1 pseudogene is annotated in these 311 nt (G+C 65.3%); it reads right to left on the reverse strand.

The features are described 5' to 3' along the window. Positions 1-311: pseudogene (locus SB753_RS36010) on the reverse strand (OmpA family protein); the annotation flags it as partial.

The following is a 311-nucleotide window of genomic DNA, read 5'->3' on the forward strand; positions in this document are numbered from 1 at the left end:
TACAGTGAGATGCGGCGCGGGCCACGTCGCGAGCGCCGCTTTCAGTTGCTGGACGGTGGCGTTGGACTGCGGCGCGAGTTCCGTGGCCGAGTCGAACAGGAAGTTGATCGTGTAGGTCTTCGGACGCGGCGGCTGCGCGGCGAGTACCTCGCCATAGCGTGCTTCGACATTGGCCGGAGTGGTCGCGGTCTGCTCGATCGCGCCGCCTTTTGCCACTTCGGCCGTCGCGTAAGCCTTGTCGATGACTTGCGTCTTGTTACCGCTTCGCACGATGACGCTGCCGACCGTGCCGTCCGGATCGGGCAGCAAGG

This window comes from Paraburkholderia sp. SIMBA_053, assembly GCF_046534895.1.
GTDB classification, from domain to species: domain Bacteria; phylum Pseudomonadota; class Gammaproteobacteria; order Burkholderiales; family Burkholderiaceae; genus Paraburkholderia; species Paraburkholderia caledonica.